The following is a 25,942-nucleotide window of genomic DNA, read 5'->3' as shown; positions in this document are numbered from 1 at the left end:
CCTTTCCCTGCTAGCTCAGTCCAAGTCGGCGGGGGCCGACAGTTTCCCGCGCACGGCCGTGGCGGCGGCCACCACAGGAGACACCAGATGCGTGCGGCCGCCCTTGCCCTGCCGCCCTTCGAAGTTGCGGTTGGAAGTCGCGGCGCATCGCTCCCCTGGCGCAAGTTGGTCGGGGTTCATCCCGAGACACATCGAGCAACCCGCCTGACGCCATTCGGCGCCTGCCGCCGTGAAAACCTCGGCCAGCCCTTCTGCTTCGGCCTGCGCACGCACCCGCATCGACCCCGGAACCACCAGCATTCGCACACCGTCGGCGATGTGCCGGTCACGCAACACGTCGGCCACCGCACGCAGGTCCTCGATGCGGCCGTTGGTACAGGATCCGATGAACACCGTGTCGACGGCGATCTCCCGCATCGGGATCCCGGGTCGAAGGTCCATGTAGGCCAATGCCTTCTCTGCGGCCTGACGCTGCGCGTCGTCAGTCATCAACTCGGGGTCCGGCACCACCGCGGCCAACGGGACGCCCTGCCCGGGGTTGGTGCCCCAGGTGACAAATGGACTCAACTCGGCGGCGTCGAGATAGACCTCGGTGTCGAATTCGGCTCCGTCGTCGGTACGCAGCCCTTCCCAGTAGGCCATCGCGGCGTCCCATTGGGCCCCGGTCGGCGCGTGCGGTCGGTCACGCAGGAACTCGTACGTCGTCGCATCGGGGGCCACCATTCCAGCGCGGGCGCCGGCTTCGATGCTCATATTGCACATCGTCATCCGTGCTTCCATCGACAGCGATTCGATGGTGCTGCCGCGGTATTCGATGACATGACCCTGGCCGCCGCCGGTGCCGATTTTGGCGATCACCGCCAGGATGATGTCTTTGGCGGTCACGCCCGGCGGCAATTGCCCATCGATGTTGACTGCCATCGTCTTGAACGGCCGCAGCGGCAGCGTCTGGGTGGCCAACACGTGTTCGACTTCCGACGTGCCGATACCCATTGCCAAAGCACCGAATGCGCCATGGGTAGAGGTATGACTGTCGCCGCACACGATCGTCATGCCGGGCTGGGTGAGACCCAGCTGCGGCCCGATGATGTGCACGATGCCCTGGTCGATATCGCCCATCGGGTGCAGCCGGATACCGAATTCGGCGCAATTGCGCCGCAGTGTCTCGACCTGAGTCCGCGATACCGGGTCGGCGATCGGCTTGTCGATGTCGATGGTCGGCACGTTGTGGTCTTCGGTGGCAAGCGTCAGATCGGGTCGGCGCACCGGACGTCCGGCCAGCCGCAGACCCTCGAAAGCCTGCGGGCTGGTGACCTCGTGCACCAGATGTAAGTCGATGTAGATCAGGTCCGGTTCGGTGCCGCCGCCGGAAACCACAACGTGGTCGTCCCAAACCTTCTCCGCCAGAGTGCGTGCTGTCATCTCAAATTCCTTGTTCTCACTATATGAGACGTTAGTATCTCTATGTGAGACATGATAGCGGCATCGGCGTCCTCGACAAAGCCGTGGGCGTGCTGCACACGATTGCGGAATCACCATGCGGATTAGCCGAATTGTGCGACCGCACCGGTCTGCCCAGGGCGACTGCGCACCGGTTGGCCGTCGGCCTGGAGGTCCATCGGCTGCTGGTGCGCGACGGCGCGGGTCGGTGGCTGCTGGGACCGGCGGTCAGCGAACTCGCGGCTGCGGTCAGCGACCCGCTGCTGGCGGCCGGCGCAGCGGTGCTGCCGCAACTGCGCGAGATCACCGGTGAAAGCGTGCAGTTGTACCGCCGCGAGGGCAGCTGGCGGATCTGTGTTGCGGCGCTGGAACCGCCTGCGGGCCTTCGCGATACCGTTCCGGTCGGGACGCGGCTACCGATGACCGCAGGGTCGGGCGCCAAAGTGCTGTTGGCTTACGCCGATGCCGCCACCCAGCGGGCGGTGTTAGCGGATGCGAAATTCACCGACCGGACACTGGCCGAGGTGCGCCGGCGCGGTTGGGCCCAAAGCGCCGCCGAACGCGAGCCCGGGGTAGCCAGCGTGTCGGCGCCGGTGCGCGATGGCCGCGGTGGGGTGATCGCCGCTATTTCGGTGTCCGGACCGATCGACCGGATGGGACGACGACCCGGTGTGCGGTGGGCGGCCGACCTGCTGGCCGCGGCCGACGCGTTGACTCACCGGCTGTGATCTTCGGCGTCGCCGCAGTCTCGAACCGCCGACCTGCCACACTGTCAAGCCATGGGTAGCAACCAGCGCGCGCAAATTGTCATGTCCGAAGCCGAGATCGCCGACTTCGTCGCCACCAGCCGCACCGGCACGTTGGCCACCGTGGGGCCCGACGGACAACCGCATCTGACCGCCATGTGGTACGGCGTGGTCGATGGCGAGATCTGGCTGGAGACCAAGGCGAAGTCGCAGAAGGCGGTGAACCTCCGGCGTGACCCGCGGGTGAGTTTCCTACTCGAGGACGGCAACACCTACGACACGCTGCGCGGGGTTTCTTTCGAAGGACACGCCGAGATTGTCGATGACCCCGAGGCGATCTTCCGGGTCGGCGTCAGCGTATGGGAGCGCTACACCGGGCCGTACACCGACGACATGAAACCCGCGGTGGACCAGATGATGAACAAGCGGGTCGCGGTGCGCATCGCCGCGCGGCGCACCCGCTCCTGGGATCATCGCAAGCTCGGGCTGCCGCATATGCCGGTGGGCGGTTCGACTGCGCCGAGTGTGGTCGCGCCGTAACAGCGCAACGACCGGATAAGTAGCCCCGATGGGATTCGAACCCACGCTACCGCCGTGAGAGGGCGGCGTCCTAGGCCGCTAGACGACGGGGCCAGAACCGATCCGAGCTGTCAGCATAGCTCACAGCGGTATACCCACCTAATTGCTTGTGGTGGACAAACTTTGCTGGGGTACCAGGACTCGAACCTAGAATGGCTGAACCAGAATCAGCTGTGTTGCCAATTACACCATACCCCATTGGCTGCCTATAACTGCTGGTCAGCGCATCATGGGGCGGCTGCTGCCAACGGTTGTGGGCCGACGTGCAGACTACCAAAGAATCCAGCCGCCATGCTCACGGCTGTGCCCGGGTGCCAGCGGCGCGGATTCGGTGCAGACTGCGGTCACGTCCCAACAGCTCCAGCGATTCGAACAGCGGTGGGCTGATCAACGCCCCGGTGGCCGCGACTCGGATCGGGCCGAAGGCCTTGCGCGGTTTGAGCCCCAGACCATCCAGCAGCGCATCCTTGAGGGCAGTTTCGATGCCGGCCGCGGTCCATTCCGTCACGGCGTCCAGGGCAGCAGCGGCGGCGTCGAGCACCGGACCGGCATCCGGACCCAATTCTCTGGCGTTGGCCTTCGGGTCGATTGCATACTCGTCGTCATTCAGAAACTTCAGCAGCGCCCAGGCGTCACCGAGCACGACAATGCGGGTCTGCACGAGTCCGGCCGCCGTGGCGAAAGCCGCGTCGTCCAACCCGGTCCGATACCCGTGGGCGGCGAAGTAGTTGCGCAGCCTGTCGGTGAACTCGTCCGGGTTGAGGAGCCGGATGTGCTCGGCGTTGATTGCGTCGGCCTTCTTCTGGTCGAACCTGGCCGGATTGGCATTGACGTCGGCGACGTCGAACGCGGCCACCATCTCCGCAAGGCTGAACACGTCGCGGTCACCGGCGATCGACCAGCCGAGCAACGCCAGATAGTTCAGCAGTCCCTCCGGAATGAAGCCGCGGTCCCGGTGCGCGAAAAGATTCGACTGCGGGTCCCGCTTGGAGAGCTTTCGGGTTCCTTCGCCTAAAACCGTTGGTAGGTGGGCGAACTCGGGAACACGCTGGGCCACCCCGATGCGAATCAGCGCCTGGTACAGCGCGATCTGCCGCGGGGTGGACGGCAGCAGATCTTCACCGCGCAGCACGTGGGTGATCTTCATCAGCGCGTCGTCGACGGGATTGACCAAGGTGTACAAGGGATCTCCGCTGGCGCGAGTCAAGGCGAAATCAGGTACGGCGCCGGCCGCGAAATTGGTCGGTCCGCGGACCAAATCGTCCCAGCCGAGATCCTCGTCGGGCATCCGCAAGCGCACTACCGGTTGGCGACCTTCGGCCAGATAAGCCGCGCGATGTTGCGCGGTCAAATCTCGGTCGAAGTTGTCATAACCCAGCTTGGGGCTGCGCCCGGCCGCGAGATGGCGTGCCTCGACCTCTTCGGGCGTCGAAAAGGCCTGGTAGGCCTCGCCTGCCGCCAGTAATTGGGTCACCACGTCGCGGTAGATGTCACCCCGCTGCGACTGCCGGTAGGGAGCGTAATCACCGCCGACTTCGGGGCCCTCGTCCCAATTCAGGCCGAGCCAGCGCAATGCGTCCAACAGCGCCAGATAGCTTTCCTCGCTGTCGCGTTGAGCGTCGGTGTCTTCCAGGCGGAAGACGAAGGTGCCGCCGGTGTGACGGGCATAGGCCCAATTGAACAGCGCAGTGCGGATCAGCCCGACATGCGGCACGCCGGTCGGCGACGGGCAGAACCGGACCCGCACCTCGTCGGTCATGACTTCCCTTTGCGAGCAACAGGATTGGTCAACGTACCGATTCCCTCGACGGCGACGGTCACCGTGTCGCCGTCCTCGATGGGCCCGACTCCTTCGGGCGTGCCGGTGAGGATGAGATCGCCTGGCAGCAGGGTCATCACCGCCGAGATCCATTCCACGATCGCTCCGATGTCGTGGATCATCAGCGAAGTGCGGCTCCGTTGCTTGACCTGCCCGTTGACCTCCGTGCACAGCTCGATGTCGGAGGGGTCGACGTCGGTGACGATCCACGGTCCCACCGGGCAGAACGTGTCGTGGCCCTTCGCCCGCGTCCACTGCCCGTCGGACTGCTGTTGATCGCGGGCCGTCACGTCGTTGGCGACGGTGTACCCCAGGATGGACTCGGCGGCGCGGTCAGCCGTGACGTCTTTACACGGGCGACTGATGACTGCGGCCAACTCGCCTTCGAAATGGACGGGAGATGCTGTGGCGGGCAATCGGATCGGCACGTTGGGTCCGATGATCGCGGTATTGGGCTTGAGGAAGATCACGGGGTCGGGAGCGGATGCACCGCCGCCCATCTCGGCGATGTGCGCGGCGTAGTTCTTGCCGACGCAGACCACCTTGCTGGCCAGCATCGGGGCCAGCAGCCGCACGTCGGCCAGCGGCCAGCTGCGACCGGTGAACGTCGGTGTGCCGAACGGATGCTCGGCGATCTCGCGGGTGGTCATCCCGTCGGGATCTCCGGGCTCGCCTTCGATGCTGACGAAGGCGACGCCGTCGGGACTGGCAATTCGGCCAAGGCGCATTCGTCAGAGCCTAATGACGATGCGGCCATGACGCGCCGGCGCCATGGGCCGACACGGAAGAACCGACTACCTGGAACCCTGGAAAAGTGGTGACAGCTTCGCTCAGCTCGACACGGCGTTGGTCATTGCTGGGAATCTCGCTGGTGGCGACATTGTCAGCCACCGTCTTCGTCAACGGCATCGCGTTCCTGATCCCCGCTCTGGACGCCGAACGCGGCATCACCCTGGCCCAAGCCGCCCTGCTTTCGGCGATGCCCAGCTTTGGCATGGTGCTCACGCTGATCGCCTGGGGCTATCTGCTGGATCTGGTCGGCGAGCGGATCGTGCTGGGAGTCGGTCTGGCGCTGACCGCGGCGGCCGCCGTCGCCGCGGCCTCGGTTCCTCCTTCCATGCTGGTGGAGGCGCCGTGTCTGTTCGTCGGCGGGATGGCCGCCGCCAGCGCCAACACCGCCAGCGGCAGGCTGGTGACCGGTTGGTTCCCGCCGGACCAGCGCGGCTTGGCTATGGGTATCCGCCAGACCGCCCAACCGCTCGGGATCGCCGTGGCGGCGCTGGTGCTGCCCGAGCTGGGCGAACGCGACTTCTCGGTGGCGCTGCTGTTCCCGGCGGCGCTGTGCGCGGGCGCCGCGGTGCTCAGCGTGATCGGCGTGCTCGATCCGCCGCGCAAGAAGCGGGGGGCGGCCAACGACGACGAGCTGGCCAATCCATACCGCAGCACGGCGGTGTTGTGGCGCATCCACCTGGCCTCGGCACTGCTGATGGTGCCGCAGACGGTGGTGTTGACGTTCATGCTGGTCTGGCTGATGCGGGATCATGGCTGGTCCACAGCCTCGGCGGGTGCGTTGGTGAGCGTGTCGCAACTACTCGGCGCCCTGGGCCGAATCGCCGTCGGACGATGGTCGGACCGGGTCGGCTCCCGGATGCGGCCGATCCGCACGATCGCGATGATCGCCGCGGTGGTCATGGCGCTGCTGGCGCTCACCGACCAGCTGGGATCGTCGCTTGCGGTGCTGGCCATGGTCGCCGCCTCGGTGGTCACCGTGCTCGACAATGGGCTGGCGTTCACCGCAATCCCCGAAGTCGTCGGGCCGTACTGGAGCGGACGCGCGATGGGCGCTCAGAACACCAGCCAGCGGCTGACCGCCGGTGCCGGACCGCCGATTTTCGGCGAGGTGATCGACGTCGCTGGCTATCCGCTGGCATTCGCGGTGTGCGCGCTGTTCCCGCTACTGGCCCTGCCGTTGGTGCCGGTGGGCGCGCGACTGCGCGCGAAGAGCTGACACTACTGTCGGCGCGGTGACCAATTCCGTGGACCTCGACTTGCGCGCACCTACCGTGGCCGACGGGCCGACGTTGTGGCGGATGGCCTCCGACAGCGCCACCCTCGACGTCAACCCGCCCTACGCCTACCTGCTGTGGTGCCGGGACTTCGCGGCCACCTCGGTGATCGCCCATATCGACGGCCGGCCGGCGGGGTTCCTGACCGGCTACCGCCGCCCCGAACACCCGGACACCGTGATGGTGTGGCAGATCGCGGTCAGTTCCGCGCACCGCGGCGCGGGGGCCGCCGGGCGCATGCTTGACCATCTAGCCGAGCGGTTGCAGCCCGCGGGCGTCACGAATGTTGAGGCGTCGATCACACCGGACAACGTTGCCAGCCAGCGGTTATTCAGCGCATTCGCTCGCCGCTGGAATGCGCCGCTCGAACGTGATGAGCTATTCGGCTCAGAGTTATTTCCGAACGATCACGCCTCTGAACAGCTGTTTCGTATTGGTCCTTTGGGGGTACCCCAGCACGGCTGAGCCGAGCAGACCCGCCGACGGAGGAGCTTGAGACCGGCTGCAGGTTCTCGGTAAGGTTGCTGATTGCGCGACGTGAAGCCCCCGGCAGACCGAGTCGGGGCGTCCGAGCGGGGTGGTAAGCCGAAACAGATCGACGACTGGCAACGGAGCCCAGTCGTCTTCGCTGTTACCGACGTCGAAGACGAACCGGAACCCCGCTGCCGCACCGTCGCCGTGCGGATTCGGCTTTATCGCTCTCGTTCCGTCGTGTTGCTCGAACGGACGGAAGGCTAAACCACATTGTCCATTTTTGAGGCACTTGAATCCGAGGTACGCAGTTATTGCCGCTCGTGGCCGGTGGTATTCGACCGGGCATCCGGCAGTCACATGTGGGACACCGAGGGACGGAAATATTTGGACTTCTTCGCCGGTGCCGGCGCACTCAACTACGGGCACAACCATCCCGACCTCAAAGCGGCGCTACTGGAGTATCTGACCGCCGACCGGGTGGTGCACAGCCTGGACATGAACACCGTCGCCAAGGCGCGGTTCCTGCAACGTTTCGACGAGGTGATCCTGCGCCCCCGCGGGCTGGACTACAAAGTGCAGTTCCCCGGACCCACCGGCGCTAACTCGGTGGAAGCGGCGCTGAAACTGGCCCGCAAAATCACCGGCCGGGAGAGCGTGATCAGCTTTACCAACGCCTTTCACGGCATGACCCTGGGCGCACTGAGCGTCACCGGCAACTCGATGAAGCGGGGCGGGGCCGGCATTCCCCTGGTGCACGCCACCCCGATGCCCTACGACCACTATCTCGACGACACCACGCCCGACTTCATGTGGTTCGAGCGGCTGCTGAATGACAACGGCAGTGGGCTGAACCAACCGGCCGCGGTGATCGTCGAGACCGTGCAGGGCGAGGGCGGCATCAACGTCGCCCGGCTGCAGTGGTTGCGCGGGCTGGCCGAGGTGTGCCGTCGCCACGAGTTGCTGCTGATCGTCGACGACGTGCAGATGGGCTGCGGGCGCACCGGGCCGTTCTTCAGCTTCGAGGCCGCCGGCATCGTGCCCGATATCGTGTGCCTGTCCAAGTCGATCAGCGGCTACGGGCTGCCGATGGCACTCACCTTGTTCAAGCCCGAACTCGACCAGTGGGAACCCGGTGAGCACAACGGCACCTTCCGCGGTCACAACCCGGCGTTCGTCACCGCCACTGCTGCGCTGGACTTCTGGACCGACGACCAGCTCAGCAAAAGCGTCTTGCGCAAGGGCGAACAGATCGAGCGGACGCTGAGCGACGTCGTCGCGCCCGTCGACGGGGTCCACGTTCGCGGACGCGGTCTGGTGCAGGGTCTGGCGTTCGATCGTCCCGAACTGGCCGGCGCGGTGTGCCGAGCGGCCTTCGAGCGCGGGATGCTGCTCGAGACGTCCGGCGCGCAGAGCGAGGTGGTCAAGATGATGCCGCCGCTGGTGATCGAGGACACCGAGATCGAGCAGGGCCTGGCGATCCTGTCGGAGTCGATCAAGGCGGCTACTGCGCGACCGCTGGCCGGGGTCGGCGCGAACGGGAAAGGCGACCGATGATCGTCCGTACCCTGTCCGAGATCAGCGGCACCGACCGCGACGTTCAGGCAGAAACCTGGAACAGCCAGCGGCTGCTGCTGGCGCGTGATGGGCAGTCGTTCTCGATGCACGAGACCGTGCTGTATGCCGGTACCGAAACCACCATGTGGTACGCGAACCACGTGGAAGCGGTGTACTGCGTTGGCGGCGAAGGCGAACTGGTGAACGACGAGACCGGCGAAGTACACCCGCTGCGCGATGGGACCTTGTATCTACTTGACGGCCACGAGCATCACCGGGTCCGCGCCCACGCCGACCTGCGCATGGTGTGCGTGTTCACTCCGCCGGTGACCGGCCGCGAGGTACACGACGAGACTGGGGCTTATCCGCTGATCGTGGAAGAGACGGAGGCGACCGCGTGACGGCCACAGTGACCGATCGCTACGACCGCTACCCGACTCGCAGCGACGTCAAGATCGGGATCGAACCACGCCACGACCCCGTGGTGTGGGCTCCCGATCGTGTCAGCGGTCCGCTCGAGCGGGCGGTGGTCGACCGTTTCGACGCCGACGGGTTCCTGAGCGTGGACACCCTGCTCGACCCCGACGTCGTTGCCGACCTGCGGGCCGAGCTGGACACCCTGCGCACCGACCCGATCTTGGCCGACGACGAACGCTCGGTGCTCGAGCCCGACAGCCGCGAGATCAGGTCGATCTTCGAGGTCCACAAGGTGAGTCCGGCGTTCGCCGCGCTGATCGCCGATCCGCGGCTGGTCGGCCCGGTCCGTCAGCTGCTCGGCTCGGATGTGTACGTGCACCAGAGCCGGATCAACTTCAAGCCTGGTTTCAACGGCCAGGAGTTCTTCTGGCATTCCGACTTCGAGACCTGGCACGCCGAGGACGGCATGCCCGCCCCACGCGCGGTCAGCGTTTCGGTCGCGCTGACCGAGAACCTTGACTGCAACGGCTCGCTGATGATCATGCCCGGCTCACACAAGTGGTTCGTGTCCTGCCCGGGCGAGACACCGCCCGACCACTACCGCTCGTCGCTGCGCCGTCAGGAGATCGGCACCCCCGACGACGCCAGCCTGACCTGGCTGGCCAACGAGCGGGGCATCCGCCAGTTCATCGGTCCGGCGGGATCGGCGGTGTTCTTCGACAGCAACTGCATGCACGGGTCGAACAGCAACATCACGCCCTACCCCCGTTCGAACGTGTTCGTCGTCTACAACAGCGTGGAAAACACGCTGGTCGAACCGTTCGGTGCCGCCGATCCTCGTCCCAGCTTCATCGCCAGTCGCAGCTTCCATCCGCTCTGATCTCCGGTGTTTCGCCAACCGCACGCCGCGAATGCGTGTGGAACGATGGATTGAATGGCGACGGACTCGATCGGTACCGGAGCGCGCTGGTCGATGGTGGCCATCTCGCTGGCGGTCACGGCAAGCGCCTTCATCTTCATCAACGGCGTCGCCTTTCTGATTCCGGCACTGGAAAACGACCGCGGCACGCCGCTGGCGCAGGCCGGCCTGCTGGCGTCGATGCCGAGCTTCGGCATGGTGGTGACCCTGATCGCCTGGGGCTACCTGCTCGACCGGATCGGCGAGCGGATCGTGCTCACGGTCGGTTCGGTGCTGACCGCGGCGGCCGCCTACGCCGCGACGACCATGCATTCTTTGATGGCGATCGGTGCGTTCCTGTTCGTCGGCGGCATGGCGGCCGCCAGCTGCAACGCGGCCGGCGGGCGGCTGGTCTCCGGGTGGTTTCCCCCGCACCAGCGCGGGTTGGCGATGGGGATCCGGCAGACCGCGCAGCCGCTGGGAATCGCGTTGGGCGCGCTGGTGATTCCCGAGCTGGCCGAACACGGGCCAATGGCCGGACTGACATTTCCGGCGCTGATGTGCACCGTGTCGGCGGTGGCCAGCGCGATCGGTGTGATCGACCCGCCGCGTAAGCCACGCACGGCGGCCAGCAAGGAAGAGCTGGCCAATCCGTACCGCGGACCGCAGGTGCTGCGCCGAATCCACGCGTCGTCGGCGCTGCTGATGATGCCGCAGACGGTGACCGTAACGTTCATGCTGGTGTGGTTGATCAACAAGCACGGCTGGACGATCGCGTCGGCCGGGACGCTGGTCACTGTCTCGCAGCTACTCGGTGCGGTGGGCCGCGTCCTGGTCGGGCGGTGGTCGGATCGCGTCGGCTCCCGGTTGCGGCCGGTACGCATGATCGGCATCGCCGGCGGCCTGGCGCTGGTGTTGCTGGCGATCGCCGATCATCTGAAGTCGGCATATGCCGTGCCACTGATGGTGGCCGCATCGGTGATCGCGGTGCTCGACAATGGGCTGGAGTCCACCGCGATCACCGAATACGCCGGACCGTATTGGAGCGGACGTGCGCTGGGTCTGCAGAACACCTATCAGCGGTTGATGGCCGCCGGCGGGCCCCCGGTGTTCGGCGCGCTGATCGTGGCCAGCGGCTATCCGGCGGCCTTCTTGGTGTGCGGGTTGTTTCCGTTGGTCGCGACGCCGCTGGTGCCGGCCTCCGTGCTGCCGCCCGAACTGGAGGCTAAAGCTCAGCAGCGATCCGGTCGCCCACCTGACGGGTCGAAAACCGCTGCGTCCCCCGAGTCTCCAGATGGGTCGCCACTGCCCGGTCCACTCGCGCAGCAGCGGCGTCTTCGCCGACGTGGGACAACAGCAGCGCCACCGACATAATCGCCGCAGTCGGGTCTGCGACGCCCTGCCCGGCAATATCGGGCGCGCTGCCGTGCACCGGCTCGAACATCGACGGATTGGTCCTGGTGGCGTCGATGTTGCCGCTGGCCGCCAACCCGATACCGCCACATACCGCGGCGGCCAGGTCGGTGACGATGTCGCCGAACAGGTTGTCGGTGACGATCACGTCGAACCGGCCGGGATCGGTGACCATGTAGATGGTCGCGGCGTCGGTGTGGCAGTAGGCGATCTCGACGTCGGGATACTCCTCCGCCTTGACCTGCTGCACGGTGCGCCACCACAGGTCTCCGGCGAAGGTGATCACATTCGTCTTGTGCAGCAGGGTCAGGTGTTTGCGCCGCCGCTGGGCGCGTTCGAACGCATCCCGCACCACTCGCCGCACCCCGTAGGCAGTGTTGACGCTGACCTCGGTGGCGATCTCCTGCGCAGTGCCGCGCCGGATGATGCCGCCGCTGCCGGCGTAGGGACCCTCGGTGCCCTCCCGCACCACCACGAAGTCGATTTTCGGGTCTCCCGCCAGCGGGCTGCTGACCCCCGGGTACAGCCGGGCCGGCCGCAGGTTGACGTAGTGGTCGAGTTCGAAGCGCAGGCGCAGCAGCAGGCCACGCTCGAGCACGCCGCTGGGCACCGACGGATCACCGACTGCGCCGAGCAGGATCGCGTCGTGCGCGCGCAACTCGCTGAGCACCGAGTCGGGCAGCACTTCCCCGCTGGCGTGAAAGCGCCGAGCGCCCAGGTCGTAGTTCGTCGTCTCCACACCCGGAAGCACCGTGTCGAGGACCTTGACCGCTTCGGCCACCACCTCTGGGCCGATACCGTCACCGCCGATGATCGCCAATTTCATTTGGCGCCGCTCCTCGTTTCGCCTTGTGTTGTCGCCGTCGCTCGTCACGACAGGTCCACCACCTCGAGTTTGTTGGCCTCGACGGCCGCGCCGATCGCCGACCGGACATCCTCGGGCACATCGCGATCCAGGCGCAACAGGATCGTCGCGCCCGGGCCCTCGGCATCCTCGGACAGTTGCGCGGCGTGGATGTTGACCCCGGCCCCGCCCAGCAGGGTGCCGATCTTGCCCAGCGCCCCGGGCTGGTCGACATAGTTGATCACCAGGTTGGTGCCCTGGGCCCGCAGGTCGAAGTTGCGCTCGTTGATCTGCACGATCTTTTCCACCAGCTGCGGCCCGGACAACGTGCCGGCCACGTTGACGACCGAGCCGTCGGAGCCGACCGCGCGCACGTCGACGACACTGCGGTGGTTGGGGCTTTCGGTGGCGGTGCTGATGTCGGCGGCGACGCCGCGTTCGCTGGCCAACGCCGGCGCATTGACGAATGTCACCGGGTCTTCGATCACCGCCGAGAACAGACCGCGCAGAGCCGAAAGTCGCAGCACCTCAACGTCTTCGGCAGCCAACTCGCCCCGTACCTGTATCGACAGCGTCACCGGCAGCTCGTCAGACAGTGCGCCCGCCAGTACACCGAGCTTGCGGACGAGGTCCAGCCACGGCGCAACTTCCTCGTTGACCACCCCGGCGCCGACGTTGACCGCGTCGGGGACGAACTCGCCGGCCAGTGCCAGCTGCACGCTCGCCGCCACATCGGTGCCGGCCCGGTCTTGAGCTTCGGCGGTCGAGGCGCCCAAGTGGGGAGTCACCACGACTTGAGGCAGGTCGAACAGCGGGCTGTCGGTGCACGGCTCGCTGGCGAATACGTCGATACCCGCGCCGCGGACATGCCCGCTGGACACCGCCTCGGCCAATGCGGCCTCGTCGACCAGCCCGCCGCGTGCGGCGTTGACGATGATGACACCCGGCTTGGTCTTGGCCAGCGCCTCCTTGCCGATCAGGCCGGCCGTCTCCGGTGTCTTGGGCAGGTGCACCGAGATGAAGTCGGCGCGGCCCAGCAGCTCGTCGAGGGCCAGCAGCTCAATACCCAGCTGCGCGGCCCGCGCCGGCGACACGTACGGGTCATAGGCGACGACGTGGGCGCCGAAAGCCGCCAGCCGCTGCGCGACCAGCTGCCCGATGCGGCCCAGTCCGACCACGCCGACGGTGTGGCCGAAGATCTCCGTGCCGGAGAACGACGAGCGCTTCCACTCGTGCGCGTGCAGCGAGGCGTCGGCCACGGTGATCTGGCGGGCCGCGGCCAGCAGCAGCGCGATCGCATGCTCTGCGGCGCTGTGGATGTTCGATGTCGGTGCGTTGACCACCAGCACGCCGCGGGCGGTGGCGGCCTCGACGTCGACGTTGTCCAACCCGACGCCGGCGCGGGCGACGATCTTGAGCTTGGACCCGGCGGCCAGCACTTCGGCGTCGACGGTGGTGGCCGAGCGCACCAGCAGCGCGTCGGCGTCCGGTACCGCAGCCAACAGTTTTTCGCGATCCGGGCCGTCGACCCAGCGCACCTCGACCTGGTCGCCCAGGGCTTCGACGGTTGATTCGGCAAGTTTGTCGGCGATCAAGACAACAGGCAGGCTCACCCGGCCAGCGTAGCGGCGACCGTCAGCGCGGCGCCTGGAGCCTCATGGGTTGTAATCAACGGATGGACGTCACTGTCGTCGGTAGCGGACCCAACGGGCTGACCGCCGCCGTCATCTGCGCACGCGCCGGTTTGAGCGTGCAAGTCATCGAGGCGCAGCCGACGTTCGGTGGTGGCGCCCGCACCGCCGCCGACCCAGAGTTCCCCGGGGTATCGCACGACATCTGCTCGGCGGTGCACCCGCTGGCGCTCGCGTCGCCGTTCCTGGCGCAATTCGACCTGCCCGCGCGCGGTGTGCAGTTGGCGGTACCAGAGCTGGCCTATGCCAATCCGCTACCGGACCGGCCGGCGGCGATTGCTTACCACGATCTGGAACGGACCTGCGACGGCCTAGAGCACGGCGCGTCATGGCGGCGACTGCTGGGCCCGCTGGTGGCTGACTCCGAGGCGGTGGTGGGATTGCTGCTCGGCGACAAACGCTCGGTGCCGACAGATGTGCTGCCGGCGCTGCACCTAGGCTTACGGATGCTCGCGCAAGCCACTCCCGCGTGGCGGTCGTTGGCCGGCGAGGACGCCCGAGCGCTGTTCAGTGGTGTTGCCGCTCATACGATTTCGCGCATGCCGTCGCTGGTGTCGGCGGCCGCCGGGCTGATGCTGGCGACGCTGGGCCATGCGGTCGGCTGGCCCATCCCGGTGGGCGGCAGCCAGGCGATCGCCAATGCGCTGATCGCCGATCTGCGGGCGCACGGCGGCGAATTGACCGCCGGGGTGGAGATCGCCGAACCACCCGGCGGTGTCGTGTTGTATGACACCGCTCCGACGGCGCTATTGCGCATCTACGGCGACACGCTGCCGGCCGGCTACGCGAAAGCATTGCGTGGCTACCGCTTTGGCCCTGGGGTTGCGAAGGTCGATTTCGTGCTCAGCGACGACATTCCGTGGTCCGATGCGCGACTGGCGCAGGTACCCACCTTCCACCTCGGCGGCACCCGTGCGCAAATGGCGCGAGCCGAATCGGAGGTGGCCGCCGGACGGCATGCGGAGTGGCCGATGGTGCTGGCTGCTACTCCGTACGTCTGCGACCCGGGCCGGATCGATACCGACGGACGTCGGCCGCTGTGGACCTACGCGCATGTCCCCTCGGGTTCCACCGTTGACCAAACCGAAGCCGTCACAACAATATTCGAGCGATTTGCGCCCGGCTTCCGCGACATCGTGGTCGCCGCCCGCAGCGTGCCCGCAGCGCGACTGGCCGATCACAACGCGAATTATGTCGGCGGTGACATCGGGATGGGTGGGAATTCCGCCTGGCGTGCGATCGTCGGCCCGACCCCACGACTCAATCCCTGGGCGACACCGATTCCCAAGGCGTACCTGTGTTCGGCGGCCACACCCCCGGGCGGCGGCGTGCATGGCATGTGCGGCTACTACGCCGCGCGCAGTGTGCTCAAGCGCGAGTTCGGGATCACCGCGATGCCTACGATGGCGCCATGACGAAACTCGCGGTCATCTATTACTCCGCTACCGGTCACGGCACGACGATGGCCAAACACGTCGCCGCAGCGGCCGAGTCCGCGGGCGCCGAGGTGCGGGTTCGCCCCGTCGCCGAAACCCGCGACCCGGAATCGTTTGCCGGCAATCCGGCTTGGACGGCGAACTATAACGCCACCAAGGACTTGCCGGTCGCGACGGGCGACGACATCGTCTGGGCCGACGCGGTGATCTTCGGCTCACCGACGCGATTCGGCTCTCCCGCAGCGCAGTTGCGCAACTTCCTCGACTCGCTGGGCGGGCTCTGGGCCGAGGGCAAGCTCGCCGACAAGGTGTATGCGGGCTTCACGTCGTCGAACACCGTCCACGGTGGCCAAGAGACCACGCTGCTGGCGCTTTACCTCACGCTGATGCATTTCGGCGGGATTCTCGTGCCACCGGGGTACACCGATCCGCTGAAGTTCGTGGACGGCAACCCCTACGGGGTGAGCCTGGTCTCCACCCACGACAACATCAACGAGTTCGACGACGCGACAAACGCGGCGCTCGACCACCTGGCTCGGCGCGTGGTGGCGGTCGCCGGCCAACTGGCACCTTGACCGCACCGAGCGCCAAGGGACGGGCTAGGCGGTTTCGGTGATCGGGCGGTCGACCCAGCTCATCAGATCGCGCAGCTTCTTGCCGGTCACCTCGATGGGATGCTCGGCGTTTTCCTTGCGCAACCGCGTGAGTTCCTTGCCGCCACCCTCGACGTCGGCGACCAGCTTCTTGACGAAGCTGCCGTCCTGAATGTCGCGCAGGATGGCGCGCATCCGCTCTTTGGCGTCGGCATCGATCACCCGCGGACCCGAAAGGTAGCCGCCGAACTCCGCGGTGTCAGACACCGAGTAGTTCATCCGTGCGATACCGCCCTCGTACATCAGGTCGACGATCAGCTTGAGTTCGTGCAGCACCTCGAAGTAGGCCATCTCCGGCGCGTAACCGGCCTCGACCATCACGTCGAACCCGGCCTTGACCAATTCCTCGGTGCCGCCGCACAACACGGCCTGCTCACCGAACAGGTCGGTCTCGGTCTCTTCCTTGAACGTGGTCTTGATGACGCCGGCGCGGGTGCCGCCGATGCCTTTGGCGTACGACAGCGCCAGCGCCTCGCCTTCCCCGCTGGGGTCCTGGTCCACGGCGATCAGGCAGGGCACACCCTTGCCGTCGACGAATTGGCGGCGCACCAAGTGCCCCGGGCCCTTCGGCGCGACCATCCCCACGGTGATATCAGCGGCAGGCTTGATCAGGTCGAAGTGAATGTTGAGCCCGTGGCCGAAGAACAGCGCATTGCCCGCCTGCAGGTTGGGCTCGATGTCGTTCGTGAAGATGTCGGCCTGCGCGGTGTCGGGTGCCAACAGCATGATCACGTCGGCCCACTTGGCCACCTCGGCCGGGGTGTCGACCTCGAGTCCCTGCTCGGCGACCTTGGCCCGAGATTTCGAGCCCTCCTTCAGGCCCACCTTCACCTGGACGCCGGAGTCGCGCAGGCTCAGCGAGTGCGCGTGGCCTTGGCTGCCGTATCCGATGACGCCGACCTTGCGGGCCTGGATGATCGACAGGTCGGCGTCGTCGTCGTAGAACATCTGCACTGCCACAGTGACTTCTCCCTATCTGTGGCGACCCGCTGCGCCCGGCTTCGCCGCGCTTGCGATCGCCACTCCCATTTTTCGATGAATTATTTTGCGGTGCCGATACCCCGCGGACCGCGGGACAGCGACACCAATCCGGACTGGACAATCTCGCGCACCCCGTAGGGCTCCAGCACCCGCAGCAGCGCCTCGAACTTCGCCGGGGTGCCGGTTGCCTCGATGATGAGCGACTCCGGGGAGACGTCAATCACCCTGGCGCGGAACAGGTTCGCCGCTTCGATAATCTGGCCGCGAGTATTGGCGTCGGCGCGCACTTTGATCAGCGCCAACTCGCGGGCCACCGCATTGTCGTCATCCTGCTCGACGATTTTGATGACGTTGACCAACTTGTTGAGCTGCTTGGTGATCTGTTCCAGCACGGCGTCCTCGGCGGAGACGACGATCGTCATCCGGGACATGTCCTTTTGTTCGGTCGCGCCGACAGCCAGCGACTCGATGTTGAACCCGCGCCGGGAAAACAGCGCCGCCACTCGCGCGAGGACGCCGGGTTTGTCTTCGACCAGCACCGAAAGTGTATGCGTCTTCGCAGAATCCAGAGCGCTCATCAGGCGTGCCCCTCGTTGCCCTCGTCGTCGAACAGCGGTCGGATTCCGCGAGCGGCCTGGATCTCGTCGTTGCTGGTGCCGGCGGCCACCATCGGCCAGACCTGCGCGTCGGCCCCGACGATGAAGTCGATCACCACCGGTCGGTCGTTGATCGCGCGGGCCTGGGCAATGACGTCTGCCACGTCTTCCTCACGCTCGCAGCGCAATCCGACGCAACCGAGCGCCTCGGCCAGCTTGACGAAGTCCGGGATGCGGTGCGAGTGGGTCGCCAGATCGGTCTGCGAGTAGCGCTCTTGATAGAACAGCGACTGCCATTGACGCACCATGCCCAGGTTGCCGTTGTTGATCAACGCCACCTTGATCGGAGCGCCTTCGATCGCACAGGTGGCCAGTTCCTGGTTGGTCATCTGGAAACAGCCGTCGCCGTCGACCGCCCACACCTCGGCGTCCGGGCGGGCGATTTTGGCGCCCATCGCCGCCGGGATGGCGAAGCCCATGGTGCCCAGACCGCCGGAATTGAGCCAGGTGCGCGGATTCTCGTAGGAGATGAACTGCGCGGCCCACATCTGGTGCTGCCCGACTCCGGCCACGTAGACGGCGTCCGGTCCGGCCATCTTGCCGAGGGTCGAGATCACGTATTCGGGGCTGAGGCTGCCGTCGCTCTGCGGCCCGTAGGACAGCGGGTAAGTGGACCGCACATCGCGCAGGTACTCCCACCAGTCGTCGACGTCGATGGTGGTCCCGTCATGGTGCAGCGCCGCGATCAGATCGGTGATGACGGCTTTGACGTCGCCGACGATCGGCACGTCGGCGTGGCGGTTCTTGCCGATCTCGGCCGGGTCGATGTCGGCGTGGATGACCTTGGCCTCCGGCGCGAATGATTCGAGTTTGCCGGTGACCCGGTCGTCGAATCGGGTACCCAGCGCGATCAACAGGTCACTGCGCTGCAGGCCCGCGACCGCGGCAACCGTGCCGTGCATGCCCGGCATGCCCAGGTGCTGCGGGTGGCTGTCGGGGAAGGCGCCGCGCGCCATCAGCGTGGTCACCACCGGGATGCCGGTCAGCTCGGCCAGGTCGCGCAGCTGCTCGGTGGCGTCGCCGCGGATGACCCCGCCGCCGACGTAGAGCACCGGTTTGCGGGCGGCCGCGATCAGCTTGGCGGCCTCTCGGATCTGCCGGTTGTGCGGCTTGGTGTTGGGCTTGTAGCCGGGCAGATCCATTCGCGGCGGCCAGCTGAACGTGCACTGGCCTTGCAGGATGTCCTTGGGGATGTCGACGAGCACCGCACCGGGACGCCCGGTGGCCGCGATGTGGAAGGCCTCGGCGATCACCCGGGGGATCTCGTCGCCGTCGCGGACCAGAAAGTTGTGCTTGGTGATCGGCATGGTCACACCGGAGATGTCGGCCTCTTGGAAGGCGTCGGTGCCGATCAGCGACCGGCCGACCTGCCCGGTGATCGCCACCACCGGGACCGAGTCCATCTGCGCATCCGCCAGCGGAGTGACCAGGTTGGTGGCACCGGGACCCGACGTGGCCATGCACACGCCGACTTTGCCGGTGGCGTGCGCGTAGCCGCTGGCGGCATGCCCGGCGCCCTGCTCGTGACGCACCAGCACGTGGCGCAGCTTCTGCGAGTCGAACAGCGGGTCGTACACCGGCAGCACGGCGCCGCCCGGAATGCCGAAGATGACCTCGACGTCGAGTTCCTCCAGCGACCTGATTACCGACTGCGCACCGGTAAGCTGGTGCGGCGCAACGTGGCTCGGTTGGGGGCCGACGGGTTTGGCTGCGGCGGACGCGCCGTTGGCAACCGGCGGTCTCGCCGATCGCTCCGATGGTCGCGTTATGGGTGCGCTCACTGTGTCCTCTTCAGGTGCTGGCAACAAAAAACCCCCGCCAGCTCTGCTGCACGAGGGGTTGCGCGTTGGTGCTCGAAAGCTAATCAGCTACCAACGCGCCGACCAAGTACTACGAGCATTTCGCGGCTGTACATAGCGTTCGACGGTAGTCTCTGCACAGGTCAGCCGTCAAATCCGGATGGAAACCCGTTTAGCGTTGAGATTGCGCACAGGGTCGTGACTGCCCATCCCGGCACAGCGCTGGACGCAATCTCATCGGGCGGTGACACAATGCAGCGGTGGCTGCCAGCTCACCCGCGACGTCCCCGGCGGTGATCAAGATTTCACCGATGGCCCACTTTGCGGTTGGCTTCTTCGCGTTGGGTCTGCTGATACCGGTACTGACCTGGCCCCTGAGCGCGCCGCTATTGGTGATCCCGGTTGTGTTGTCAGCGTTGATCATTCGGCTGCGCACCGTGGCGGACCAACAAGGCGTGACGGTCCGCACCCTGCTCGGCAGCCGGGCCGTGCGCTGGGATCAGATCGACGGGCTGCGGTTCACCAAGAGTTTGTGGGCGCGGGCGCAACTCAAGGGCGACGGCGAACTGCGGTTGCCCGCGGTCACCTTCGCGACGCTCCCGGTGTTGACCGAAGCCAGCGGGGGCCGGGTACCTAACCCGTACGCCGGCTAGACCCGCTGGTCTGGCTTACGTCAGCGGATTCGAACCGTTGAGCAATACCCACATGCCGACACCGGCGCCGATCCCCAACAGCAGGGCCGCGAACGAGCCGATGAACGGCCGCCGCGCCCAGCCACGACCAGCGTCGAATCCATACCGTCCCGGGCCGATCAAGATGACCGCGGCGGCCATGACGATCAGCGTGAGCTCGTACTCGTGCCCATCAGGCAGGAAGAACGGAATCGATTGCGAGTCGGATTGCGCCGACACCCCGGCGATCAGGCCGTTGATCAGATACGCGAGCGCGCCGGCGGCGGCGACCGGGGTGAACAGTCCCAGCACCAGCAGAACTCCGGCCAGGATCTGACCGCCCGCGGCGACGTAGGTGAGGATGTCGGCGTGCTGGTAGCCGGCGTCAGCCAGTGAATTCTTGAACCCGGTCAGTCCCTGGCCGCCCCACCAGCCGAACAGTTTCTGCAGGCCGTGGGCGATCAGCACCGCGCCCAGCCCGATCCGCAGCAACAGCAAACCGAGGTTCTGGGTGCCGCGCCGGCCGGCTGCACGGACACGCTCGTCGTCGAAGCCCGTCTCGAGCTCGGCCGGCCCGAATACCGAATGATGGCCGTTGTTCCGCGGCTGGACATACGGCAGGGCGCCCAGTGGCTCCTGGCCGCCGATCGCGCCGTATCCGTTGCCGGGCAGCCGCAGATTGCCGGAGTCTGGGGACATGCCGGCGGCGGCGTCGTAGTGCGGAATGGTGGTCGTCTCGAAATCGCCTGCATAGGTGGCTGACGGCAGGTCGTCTTCCGGGTCGACCAGGCTCGCTGCGGCCTGGCGTCCCGGAGTTGGCGCCTCGGAGCTGTCCGGCCGCCGCCATCGTGTGTCATGCGATTGACTCGTCACGCGTGTCAGGGTAAGGGCAGTTGGGCCGAGATTGGGGATTTGAGCGGCGCTTTTACCAGACTGATGCACGTCGGGGCCGCCGCGACGGCCGCCGCCGCGCTTCACGTCAGCGGATTGACACCGTTGAATAGCGCCCAGAACCCGATTCCGCCGCCGACACCTATGAGCAGCGCTGCGGACGATCCGATGAACGGGCGACGGGCCCAGCCGCGGCCGGCATCGAACCCGTAAAGGCCCGGGCCGGCAAGGATAATCGCGACCAGCGCGATGATGAGCACGAGGTGGTATTCGTTGCCGCCGGGCAGGAAGAAGTTCAGGTGCCCGTGCTGTCGCTGTGTCGCGATGTCCGCCAACAGGCTGTTGACCAGGTAGGCCAGCGCGCCGGCAGCGACCACCGGGGTGAACAACCCGAGGACCAAAAGTGCGCCGGCCACGATCTGGGCACCGGCGGCCAGATAACTCAGGATGTCCGCGTGCTGATACCCCAATTCGGTCAGCGAGTTTTTGAATCCGTCGATCCCCGGTCCGTCCCACCAGCCGAACATCTTCTGCATACCGTGAATGACCAACACGACACCGACACCCACCCGCAGCACCATGAGGCCCAGATGCTGGGTGCCGCGTTGCCGCGCCATTTTGAGCCGTGGGTCGTCTAACAGCCGCGGCTGCACAGACGGCGGCAGTTCGCGGTCGGCGGCGGGCGACGGGTCGAGGTCCTCATCGATATCTTCGGCCGGCTCGTCAGTTGGCTCGTCGCGTGCGATCGCGGTCGTTTCGGAGTCATCGTCGTCAACGATCGGCTCCAGCTCGTCGTCAGGCTCGACCGCCTCCGGCTCAGCGGACTGCGGCGGGGGCTCCGGCGGACGGGACTCCCGCGGCGGCTCCGGCGGACGGGTCTCCCGCGGCGGCGGAGCGGGCTTGCGCGCCGGTGACGCCTGCGCGTCCTCAAGCCGGTGAAAGCGGGTAAAGCCATAGGGGTCGCCGGTCACCGTGCCAGCCTAAGTGCAAGGAACCGGCAAGACGACGGTTTTGTATCACGGCTTGATCGGTCCGTTATTCGCCGCTGTCGGCGCGTCGATGGGACGCCATGGCGAGGGCCGCAGCGTTGTCCGTACCCTTGCGGACATGCAGGTACGACGGTCGGTGCGGTACGCGCTTGTCGCGCTGTCCACGGCGCTGCTCGTCGTCAGCGGATGCGCACGCTTCAACGACGCTCAGTCGGAACCGTTCACCACCGAGCCGCAGCGGCATGCGCCAGCAAGCTCGACTCCTCCCCCGCCGCCACCGCTGCCGGCCAAGCCATTCCCCAAAAAGTGCCCGGCTCCGGGCGTGATGCAGGGCTGCCTGGAAAGCACCAGCGGTCTCATCATGGGCCCCGACAGCAAGTCGGCACTGGTCGCCGAGCGCACCACCGGCGCCGTCAAAGAGGTCTCGGTCAGCGCCGAGCCCAAGGTCAAATTGGTAATCCCGGTCGATCCCGCCGGCGACGGCGGGCTGATGGACATTGTGCTGTCGCCGACCTATCAGCAAGACCGGTTGATGTACGCCTACATCAGCACGCCCAGCGACAACCGGGTCATTCGCATCGCCGACGGCGATATCCCCAAAGATATTCTGACCGGAATCCCCAAGGGCGCCAACGGAAATACCGGAGCACTGATCTTCACCAGCCCCACCACGCTGGTCGTTCTCACCGGCGACGCCGGCAATCCCGCGATGGCCGAGGACCCAGGCTCGATGGCGGGCAAGGTGCTGCGGATCGAACAGCCGACCACCCTGAACCAGGCGCCGCCGACCACCGCGCTCAGCGGACTCGGCGCCGCCGGCGGGGTGTGCACCGACCCGGTTGACGGCTCGCTGTACGTGGTCGACCGCGCGCCCACTGCAGACCGTTTGCAGCGCATCACTCGCGATTCGAAGGTTTCCACGGTCTGGACCTGGCCGGACCGGCCCGGCGTTGCCGGATGTGCGGCGTTGGACGGCACCGTGCTCGTCAACCTGATTAACACCAAGCAGACAGTGGCCATCCACCTTGCCCCAGCGACCGGCGCGGTCACCGGCGAACCCGACGTGGTCCGTCAGGACACGCACGCCCACGCCTGGGCGTTGCGGATGTCACCGGACGGCAACGTGTGGGGCGCGACGGTCAACAAGACAGCCGGAGACGCCGAGAAACTCGACGACGTGGTCTTCCCGCTGTTCCCGCAGGGCGGCGGATTCCCCCGGGCCAACGAGGACAAGACGTAACGCGCGTTTGGTCTTAGGCTTTGTGGCCCGGTTCCATGTCGAGCACGTCGGAGAAACTGACGAGATCGCCGGCGCGCTCCGGCGCATACCCTGCAATCGGTTCGAGCAGGTACCCCATGTGATCGCCGACGTCGAGCCGGCTCAGTGTTTTTCCGACGAACCAGGCGACCGCATCGTCGAGAATCGGCATCCCGGCCGGGCCGCTGTGCCAGGCGCACCGCTCGAATTTGTCGACCTCATCCCCGGTTTGGCCGCCGAAGAGCCGGGCCAACTCGATGTCGCGCCGCGACAACACATGGACCGCTACGTGGTCGGCTCGGCTCGCCACTCGAAAGGTGTGGTTGCGTTTGGAGATGCCGACGAGAAACCTCGGCGGCGCCAAGCTGGTCTGGGTGGCGAAGCCGACCAGACAGCCCGACGAGTGGCCGTCGGCTTGGGTGGTGACGACGAACATCGTGTAGTCCAGTAGGCCGACCAGCCGGTCGAATGATTCATCGTCCACACAGCCATCATGGACTGCCGACGGCTACCCGCGCGCGAGTCGCTGATTGGTCGCCTTCAACTGGTGCGCCGTCGCATCGGTCAGCGCCTGTATCTGCTCGGGCGCCAGCCGGCCGCACAACCGGCCCCAGTGCACCGCGACCTCGTCGCCAACGGCCACGTCGGGCACTGCGCTGTATCCGTCGGCCCACACGTCGAGCCGGCGGTTCGCCGGTTCGGACAGTTCCAGCACGTGACCGTCCCACAGCAAAGCACGGCAGGATACGTCGACGTCGTCGCCGTCGCGGGAAATGACTGTGCCCCAGGTAATTCGGCAACTGTCCAGCACGTGCAACGGGTGCTCGTCAAGCCCGCGACCCAACAGCCGAGACCACGGATACACCGCAAATACGTGGAAGCAGTGATTGGCCGCCGCCTCGCCCACCAAATCGGAGTCGAGATGTGACCAGTAGCGGCCGGCCTGCGGACCGATGATGGCAAGCAACTCGTCGACGAACTCAGCCGGGTCCAGATCGGCGCCGAGACCGCCGCCGAGCCAGTACGACTCGACAAGTCGGTAGTCCAGCGGATCGGCGATGCCGGTCATCCTGGCAAGCACCTGCAAGTAGGGCCATGCCCCGGAGAACTTCCGCGCGGCGATTCGCACGTCGTCGACCGACCCGTCCCGCAGCGTGGCGCCCAGAGGCGGCCCGCAATACCCCAGCGCGTTGGGAGCGTAGGCGTAGCGGGCGAACATCTCCGCCCCACGGGCATCCACCGACACGGTCAGGTTCGGGACCCCACCAGCTTGACGGCATCGCGGTGCATCCGGCCGAAGTTGTAGTAGGCCGCGCAGGCGCCCTCCGGCGACACCATGCAGGTGCCGATCGGGGTTTCGGGGGTACAGGCTGTGCCGAAAACCTTGCATTCCCAAGGCTTGAGCACGCCCTTGAGCACCTCGCCACATTGGCATGCCTTGGGATCGGCGACCCGCACGCCGGGCATCGCGTAGCGCAGTTCGGCATCGAACTCGGCGAAATCGTCGTGCAACCGCAGCGCGCTCTGCGAGATGAAGCCCAGCCCACGCCATTCGAAGTGCGGGCGCAGCGCGAAAACCGTGCCCATCAACTTCAACGCCGCCGGGTTGCCCTCTGGACGCACCACCCGCGAGTACTGGTTTTCGATCTCGCAGCGGCCCTCCCGGATCTGGGTGAGGAGCATCGCGACCGATGCCAGGATGTCCAGCGGCTCGAATCCGGCGATTACCAACGGCTTGTGATAGACGTCGTTGACGAACCGATACGGCCGGTTGCCGACGACAGTCGACACATGTCCGGGACCGATGAAGCCGGACAGTCGCAAGTCCGGTGATTCGAGGATGGCTTTGATCGGCGGCACGATCGTGACGTGGTTGCAGAACACGCTGAAGTTGGTCAGGCCCATATCGCGGGCCCGCACCAGCGTCACCGCGGTGGAGGGCACGGTGGTCTCGAACCCGACGGCGAAGAACACCACGTGCTTGTCCGGGTTGTCGACGGCGATCTTCAGCGCGTCCAGCGGCGAGTAGACGAACCGCACGTCGGCGCCATGCGCCTTGGCGTCCAGCAGGTTTCCGTTGGAGCCGGGCACCCGCATCATGTCGCCGAAGCAGGTGAAGATCACGTCGGGTTGTTCGGCCAGCCACATGGCGTCGTCGATGCGGCCCATCGGGATCACGCATACCGGACACCCCGGCCCGTGTACCAACTCGACGTTCTCCGGCAGCAGGTGTTCGATGCCGTGCCGGTAGATGGTGTGGGTGTGTCCGCCGCACACCTCCATGAACTTGAAGTGCTCGTCCTCACCGGCCAACCGTTTGATCGCGGCGATCAGTTTGCGCGCCGCCGCCGGATCACGGAACTCGTCAACGAATTTCATAGCTATCCCTTCACACGATGGCCGACGAATCGAACGCTTCCATTTCGGTGGTGTAGGCGTCACCGAGTTTCTTGACGGCCGCGAGCGTCAGCAACGCTTCGGTCTCGTCGATCTTGGCCATCGCGAAACCGACATGCACCAGCACCCAGTCGTCGGGTTGCGGCATGTCCTTTTCCAGCAGCCGCACCGAGATGGTGCGTTGCACACCGCTGACGTCGACCTTAGCCAAATAGTTGTCGACATCGGTGATTTCGACGATCCGCCCCGGAATACCAAGACACATATCAG

Annotated in this window: 25 protein-coding genes, 2 tRNA genes and 1 pseudogene; 12 read left to right on the top strand and 16 right to left on the bottom strand. The window is 66.4% G+C overall.

What is annotated here, in order from left to right:
* Positions 1–15: 15 nt before the first annotated feature.
* Positions 16–1,422 (bottom strand): 3-isopropylmalate dehydratase large subunit, encoded by a 1,407-nt coding sequence (leuC, locus tag AC5Y5W_RS07065; RefSeq protein ID WP_500009117.1) that lies wholly within the window; start codon positions 1,420–1,422, stop codon positions 16–18.
* A gap of 44 nt (positions 1,423–1,466) precedes the next feature.
* Here leuC and AC5Y5W_RS07060 point away from each other — a divergent pair, with 44 nt between their 5' ends.
* On the top strand, positions 1,467–2,168 hold the full coding sequence (locus tag AC5Y5W_RS07060; protein WP_500009116.1) for an IclR family transcriptional regulator: 702 nt from the start codon (positions 1,467–1,469) through the stop codon (positions 2,166–2,168).
* Positions 2,169–2,219: 51 nt separating this feature from the next.
* A complete protein-coding gene (locus AC5Y5W_RS07055) occupies positions 2,220–2,726 on the top strand; it encodes a pyridoxamine 5'-phosphate oxidase family protein (RefSeq protein ID WP_500009115.1) in 507 nt (168 codons plus the stop codon).
* A 20-nt stretch (positions 2,727–2,746) separates the two neighbouring features.
* On the opposite strand, the gene AC5Y5W_RS07050 is transcribed toward AC5Y5W_RS07055, so the two are convergent.
* The 4 genes from AC5Y5W_RS07050 to AC5Y5W_RS07035 form a co-directional block, all read right to left on the bottom strand.
* Positions 2,747–2,819: transfer RNA gene (locus AC5Y5W_RS07050), tRNA-Glu, on the bottom strand.
* A 72-nt stretch (positions 2,820–2,891) separates the two neighbouring features.
* Positions 2,892–2,963: transfer RNA gene (locus AC5Y5W_RS07045), tRNA-Gln, on the bottom strand.
* Between the two features lie 97 nt (positions 2,964–3,060).
* On the bottom strand, positions 3,061–4,524 hold the full coding sequence (gene gltX, locus AC5Y5W_RS07040) for a glutamate--tRNA ligase (protein ID WP_500010459.1): 1,464 nt from the start codon (positions 4,522–4,524) through the stop codon (positions 3,061–3,063).
* On the bottom strand, positions 4,521–5,312 hold the full coding sequence (locus AC5Y5W_RS07035) for a fumarylacetoacetate hydrolase family protein (protein ID WP_500010460.1): 792 nt from the start codon (positions 5,310–5,312) through the stop codon (positions 4,521–4,523). The genes gltX and AC5Y5W_RS07035 overlap by 4 nt, the downstream gene beginning before the upstream one ends.
* An 86-nt stretch (positions 5,313–5,398) precedes the next feature.
* Here AC5Y5W_RS07035 and AC5Y5W_RS07030 point away from each other — a divergent pair, with 86 nt between their 5' ends.
* The 6 genes and pseudogenes from AC5Y5W_RS07030 to AC5Y5W_RS07005 form a co-directional block, all read left to right on the top strand.
* Positions 5,399–6,592 (top strand): MFS transporter, encoded by a 1,194-nt coding sequence (locus AC5Y5W_RS07030; protein ID WP_500010461.1) that lies wholly within the window; start codon positions 5,399–5,401, stop codon positions 6,590–6,592.
* A gap of 16 nt (positions 6,593–6,608) precedes the next feature.
* Positions 6,609–7,115: a diaminobutyrate acetyltransferase gene (gene ectA / locus AC5Y5W_RS07025; protein WP_499885317.1), complete on the top strand. Its 507-nt coding sequence runs from the start codon at positions 6,609–6,611 to the stop codon at positions 7,113–7,115.
* Positions 7,116–7,394: 279 nt separating this feature from the next.
* Positions 7,395–8,678 (top strand): diaminobutyrate--2-oxoglutarate transaminase, encoded by a 1,284-nt coding sequence (gene ectB / locus AC5Y5W_RS07020; protein ID WP_500010462.1) that lies wholly within the window; start codon positions 7,395–7,397, stop codon positions 8,676–8,678.
* On the top strand, positions 8,675–9,079 hold the full coding sequence (locus tag AC5Y5W_RS07015; RefSeq protein WP_499885312.1) for an ectoine synthase: 405 nt from the start codon (positions 8,675–8,677) through the stop codon (positions 9,077–9,079). Before ectB ends, AC5Y5W_RS07015 begins: the two co-directional genes overlap by 4 nt.
* Entirely contained in the window at positions 9,076–9,975 is a 900-nt protein-coding gene (thpD, locus tag AC5Y5W_RS07010; RefSeq protein WP_500010463.1) for an ectoine hydroxylase, read from the top strand. The genes AC5Y5W_RS07015 and thpD overlap by 4 nt, the downstream gene beginning before the upstream one ends.
* 54 nt (positions 9,976–10,029) lie before the next feature.
* Positions 10,030–11,085: pseudogene (locus AC5Y5W_RS07005) on the top strand (MFS transporter); the annotation flags it as partial.
* A gap of 133 nt (positions 11,086–11,218) precedes the next feature.
* Here the strand turns inward: AC5Y5W_RS07005 and AC5Y5W_RS07000 are convergent.
* Entirely contained in the window at positions 11,219–12,232 is a 1,014-nt protein-coding gene (locus tag AC5Y5W_RS07000; RefSeq protein WP_500010464.1) for a 3-isopropylmalate dehydrogenase, read from the bottom strand.
* A gap of 44 nt (positions 12,233–12,276) precedes the next feature.
* A complete protein-coding gene (serA, locus tag AC5Y5W_RS06995) occupies positions 12,277–13,863 on the bottom strand; it encodes a phosphoglycerate dehydrogenase (protein ID WP_500010465.1) in 1,587 nt (528 codons plus the stop codon).
* A gap of 62 nt (positions 13,864–13,925) precedes the next feature.
* On the opposite strand from serA, the gene AC5Y5W_RS06990 reads away from it, so the two are divergent.
* The gene (locus AC5Y5W_RS06990) at positions 13,926–15,356 is read left to right on the top strand and encodes a phytoene desaturase family protein (protein ID WP_500010466.1); all 1,431 of its coding nucleotides are present in this window, start codon (positions 13,926–13,928) and stop codon (positions 15,354–15,356) included.
* Positions 15,353–15,952: an NAD(P)H:quinone oxidoreductase gene (gene wrbA, locus AC5Y5W_RS06985; RefSeq protein ID WP_500010467.1), complete on the top strand. Its 600-nt coding sequence runs from the start codon at positions 15,353–15,355 to the stop codon at positions 15,950–15,952. The genes AC5Y5W_RS06990 and wrbA overlap by 4 nt, the downstream gene beginning before the upstream one ends.
* A 24-nt stretch (positions 15,953–15,976) precedes the next feature.
* Here wrbA and ilvC read toward each other — a convergent pair whose 3' ends face one another.
* From ilvC to AC5Y5W_RS06970, 3 genes are all read right to left on the bottom strand, one after another.
* Positions 15,977–16,978, bottom strand: a complete 1,002-nt coding sequence (gene ilvC / locus AC5Y5W_RS06980) for a ketol-acid reductoisomerase (RefSeq protein ID WP_500010614.1) — start codon at positions 16,976–16,978, stop codon at positions 15,977–15,979.
* Between the two features lie 92 nt (positions 16,979–17,070).
* Positions 17,071–17,589 carry an acetolactate synthase small subunit gene (gene ilvN / locus AC5Y5W_RS06975; protein WP_500010468.1) on the bottom strand — a complete coding sequence of 173 codons (519 nt, stop codon included), beginning with the start codon at positions 17,587–17,589 and terminating at the stop codon, positions 17,071–17,073.
* Positions 17,589–19,448: an acetolactate synthase large subunit gene (locus tag AC5Y5W_RS06970; protein WP_500010469.1), complete on the bottom strand. Its 1,860-nt coding sequence runs from the start codon at positions 19,446–19,448 to the stop codon at positions 17,589–17,591. Before AC5Y5W_RS06970 ends, ilvN begins: the two co-directional genes overlap by 1 nt.
* A gap of 329 nt (positions 19,449–19,777) precedes the next feature.
* Between AC5Y5W_RS06970 and AC5Y5W_RS06965 the strand changes: the two genes are divergently transcribed.
* Positions 19,778–20,119 carry a PH domain-containing protein gene (locus AC5Y5W_RS06965; protein WP_500010615.1) on the top strand — a complete coding sequence of 114 codons (342 nt, stop codon included), beginning with the start codon at positions 19,778–19,780 and terminating at the stop codon, positions 20,117–20,119.
* 15 nt (positions 20,120–20,134) lie between these two features.
* On the opposite strand, the gene AC5Y5W_RS06960 is transcribed toward AC5Y5W_RS06965, so the two are convergent.
* Positions 20,135–21,010 (bottom strand): DoxX family protein, encoded by an 876-nt coding sequence (locus tag AC5Y5W_RS06960; protein ID WP_500010470.1) that lies wholly within the window; start codon positions 21,008–21,010, stop codon positions 20,135–20,137.
* Between the two features lie 101 nt (positions 21,011–21,111).
* Positions 21,112–21,999, bottom strand: a complete 888-nt coding sequence (locus AC5Y5W_RS06955) for a DoxX family protein (RefSeq protein ID WP_500010471.1) — start codon at positions 21,997–21,999, stop codon at positions 21,112–21,114.
* A gap of 136 nt (positions 22,000–22,135) precedes the next feature.
* Here AC5Y5W_RS06955 and AC5Y5W_RS06950 point away from each other — a divergent pair, with 136 nt between their 5' ends.
* Positions 22,136–23,257: a PQQ-dependent sugar dehydrogenase gene (locus tag AC5Y5W_RS06950; protein WP_500010472.1), complete on the top strand. Its 1,122-nt coding sequence runs from the start codon at positions 22,136–22,138 to the stop codon at positions 23,255–23,257.
* Positions 23,258–23,270: 13 nt separating this feature from the next.
* Here the strand turns inward: AC5Y5W_RS06950 and AC5Y5W_RS06945 are convergent, their stop codons facing one another.
* The 4 genes from AC5Y5W_RS06945 to AC5Y5W_RS06930 are packed head-to-tail and all read right to left on the bottom strand — an operon-like array spanning position 23,271 to position 25,937.
* Entirely contained in the window at positions 23,271–23,759 is a 489-nt protein-coding gene (locus AC5Y5W_RS06945; protein WP_500010473.1) for a flavin reductase family protein, read from the bottom strand.
* Positions 23,760–23,783: 24 nt separating this feature from the next.
* Entirely contained in the window at positions 23,784–24,515 is a 732-nt protein-coding gene (locus AC5Y5W_RS06940) for a DUF6390 family protein (RefSeq protein ID WP_500010474.1), read from the bottom strand.
* 8 nt (positions 24,516–24,523) lie between these two features.
* The gene (hypD, locus tag AC5Y5W_RS06935; RefSeq protein ID WP_500010475.1) at positions 24,524–25,654 is read right to left on the bottom strand and encodes a hydrogenase formation protein HypD; all 1,131 of its coding nucleotides are present in this window, start codon (positions 25,652–25,654) and stop codon (positions 24,524–24,526) included.
* A 10-nt stretch (positions 25,655–25,664) separates the two neighbouring features.
* The gene (locus tag AC5Y5W_RS06930) at positions 25,665–25,937 is read right to left on the bottom strand and encodes a HypC/HybG/HupF family hydrogenase formation chaperone (protein WP_500010476.1); all 273 of its coding nucleotides are present in this window, start codon (positions 25,935–25,937) and stop codon (positions 25,665–25,667) included.
* Positions 25,938–25,942 lie beyond the last annotated feature (5 nt).

Source organism: Mycobacterium sp. NGS51 (assembly GCF_059812525.1).
Note: the sequence above shows the minus strand (reverse complement) of the source record. Positions and strands in the feature narration are given on the sequence as shown.

Excerpts from the sequence above, each read along its gene's own strand:
- leuC (WP_500009117.1), bottom strand. The coding sequence starts at position 1,422 with ATGACAGCACGCACTCTGGCGGAGAAGGTTTGGGACGACCACGTTGTG.
- AC5Y5W_RS07055 (WP_500009115.1), top strand. The coding sequence starts at position 2,220 with ATGGGTAGCAACCAGCGCGCGCAAATTGTCATGTCCGAAGCCGAGATC.
- gltX (WP_500010459.1), bottom strand. The coding sequence starts at position 4,524 with ATGACCGACGAGGTGCGGGTCCGGTTCTGCCCGTCGCCGACCGGCGTG.
- AC5Y5W_RS07035 (WP_500010460.1), bottom strand. The coding sequence starts at position 5,312 with ATGCGCCTTGGCCGAATTGCCAGTCCCGACGGCGTCGCCTTCGTCAGC.
- AC5Y5W_RS07015 (WP_499885312.1), top strand. The coding sequence starts at position 8,675 with ATGATCGTCCGTACCCTGTCCGAGATCAGCGGCACCGACCGCGACGTT.
- AC5Y5W_RS07000 (WP_500010464.1), bottom strand. The coding sequence starts at position 12,232 with ATGAAATTGGCGATCATCGGCGGTGACGGTATCGGCCCAGAGGTGGTG.
- AC5Y5W_RS06990 (WP_500010466.1), top strand. The coding sequence starts at position 13,926 with ATGGACGTCACTGTCGTCGGTAGCGGACCCAACGGGCTGACCGCCGCC.
- wrbA (WP_500010467.1), top strand. The coding sequence starts at position 15,353 with ATGACGAAACTCGCGGTCATCTATTACTCCGCTACCGGTCACGGCACG.
- ilvC (WP_500010614.1), bottom strand. The coding sequence starts at position 16,978 with ATGTTCTACGACGACGACGCCGACCTGTCGATCATCCAGGCCCGCAAG.
- ilvN (WP_500010468.1), bottom strand. The coding sequence starts at position 17,589 with ATGAGCGCTCTGGATTCTGCGAAGACGCATACACTTTCGGTGCTGGTC.
- AC5Y5W_RS06965 (WP_500010615.1), top strand. The coding sequence starts at position 19,778 with ATGGCCCACTTTGCGGTTGGCTTCTTCGCGTTGGGTCTGCTGATACCG.
- AC5Y5W_RS06950 (WP_500010472.1), top strand. The coding sequence starts at position 22,136 with ATGCAGGTACGACGGTCGGTGCGGTACGCGCTTGTCGCGCTGTCCACG.
- hypD (WP_500010475.1), bottom strand. The coding sequence starts at position 25,654 with ATGAAATTCGTTGACGAGTTCCGTGATCCGGCGGCGGCGCGCAAACTG.
- AC5Y5W_RS06930 (WP_500010476.1), bottom strand. The coding sequence starts at position 25,937 with ATGTGTCTTGGTATTCCGGGGCGGATCGTCGAAATCACCGATGTCGAC.